Here is a 268-nt window from a genome sequence, read left to right on the forward strand (position 1 = left end):
ACGGGGACGACGCTGGGTGATCCGATCGAGGCGCAGGCGTTGCTGGCGACCTATGGCCAGGAGCGGGTGGAGCCGTTGTGGCTGGGGTCGGTGAAGTCGAACATCGGGCATACGCAGGCCGCGGCGGGTGTGGCGGGTGTGATCAAGATGGTGCTGGCGATGCGGCACGGGGTGTTGCCGAGGACGCTGCACGTGGACCGGCCGTCGTCGAAGGTGGACTGGGAGTCGGGGCGGGTGCGGCTGCTGACGGAGGCGCGGGAGTGGCCGG

Annotated in this window: 1 protein-coding gene; it reads left to right on the plus strand. The window is 70.5% G+C overall.

Going from position 1 to position 268, the window contains the following annotated elements:
• The coding region (locus IF37_RS0138710; RefSeq protein ID WP_158727474.1) for a hypothetical protein at positions 1–268 on the plus strand (268 nt) is incomplete at both ends.

Source organism: Streptomyces sp. NRRL S-31 (assembly GCF_000718775.1).
In the GTDB taxonomy this organism is placed as follows: domain Bacteria; phylum Actinomycetota; class Actinomycetes; order Streptomycetales; family Streptomycetaceae; genus Streptomyces.